Origin of the sequence: Planktothrix sp. FACHB-1365 (genome assembly GCF_014697575.1) — a bacterium.
Classification (GTDB): Bacteria; Cyanobacteriota; Cyanobacteriia; order Cyanobacteriales; family Microcoleaceae; genus Planktothrix.
On sequence record NZ_JACJSC010000066.1, the window covers coordinates 1 to 1,521 of the forward strand.

Consider the following 1,521-nt stretch of genomic DNA (forward strand, 5'->3'; position numbering starts at 1 on the left):
ATTCTTCAAAATGGAGAGTTTGATCCTGGCTCAGGATGAACGCTGGCGGTCTGCTTAACACATGCAAGTCGAACGGAACCCTTCGGGGTTTAGTGGCGGACGGGTGAGTAACACGTAAGAACCTGCCTCTTGGCCGGGGACAACAGTTGGAAACGGCTGCTAATCCCGGATGAGCCGAAAGGTAAAAGATTAATCGCCAAGAGAGGGGCTTGCGTCTGATTAGCTAGTTGGTAGTGTAAGGGACTACCAAGGCGACGATCAGTAGCTGGTCTGAGAGGATGATCAGCCACACTGGGACTGAGACACGGCCCAGACTCCTACGGGAGGCAGCAGTGGGGAATTTTCCGCAATGGGCGAAAGCCTGACGGAGCAAGACCGCGTGGGGGAGGAAGGTTCTTGGATTGTCAACCCCTTTTCTCAGGGAAGAAGAAAGTGACGGTACCTGAGGAAGAAGCATCGGCTAACTCCGTGCCAGCAGCCGCGGTAATACGGAGGATGCAAGCGTTATCCGGAATGATTGGGCGTAAAGAGTCCGTAGGTGGCCCTTCAAGTCTGCTGTTAAAGAGCGAGGCTTAACTTCGGAAAAGCAGTGGAAACTGGAGAGCTAGAGTGTAGTAGGGGCAGAGGGAATTCCTGGTGTAGCGGTGAAATGCGTAGAGATCAGGAAGAACACCGGTGGCGAAAGCGCTCTGCTGGGCTACAACTGACACTGAGGGACGAAAGCTAGGGGAGCGAATGGGATTAGATACCCCAGTAGTCCTAGCGGTAAACGATGGAAACTAGGTGTGGCCTGTATCGACCCGGGCCGTGCCGGAGCAAACGCGTTAAGTTTCCCGCCTGGGGAGTACGCACGCAAGTGTGAAACTCAAAGGAATTGACGGGGGCCCGCACAAGCGGTGGAGTATGTGGTTTAATTCGATGCAACGCGAAGAACCTTACCAGGACTTGACATCTCTGGAATCTTTCTGAAAGGAGAGAGTGCCTTAGGGAACCAGAAGACAGGTGCTGCATGGCTGTCGTCAGCTCGTGTCGTGAGATGTTGGGTTAAGTCCCGCAACGAGCGCAACCCTCGTCGTTAGTTGCCATCATTAAGTTGGGAACTCTAGCGAGACTGCCGGTGACAAACCGGAGGAAGGTGAGGATGACGTCAAGTCAGCATGGCCCTTACGTCCTGGGCGACACACGTACTACAATGCTAAGGACAGAGAGCAGCCAACCCGCGAGGGAGAGCGAATCTCTTAAACCTTGGCACAGTTCAGATTGAAGCTTGCAACTCAGCTTCATGAAGGAGGAATCGCTAGTAATCGCAGGTCAGCATACTGCGGTGAATCCGTTCCCGGGCCTTGTACACACCGCCCGTCACACCATGGAAGTGAGCCACGCCCGAAGTCATTACTCTAACCCCTAGTGGGAGGAGGGTGCCGAAGGCAGGGCTGATGACTGGGGTGAAGTCGTAACAAGGTAGCCGTACCGGAAGGTGTGGCTGGATCACCTCCTTTTCAGGGAGACCTACTTCTGGAG

The 1,521-nt window shown here is 54.3% G+C and carries 1 rRNA gene; it reads left to right on the forward strand.

From position 1 onward, the window contains the following. Positions 1–7 precede the first annotated feature (7 nt). Positions 8–1,499: ribosomal RNA gene (locus H6G57_RS28605) — 16S ribosomal RNA — on the forward strand. Positions 1,500–1,521 lie beyond the last annotated feature (22 nt).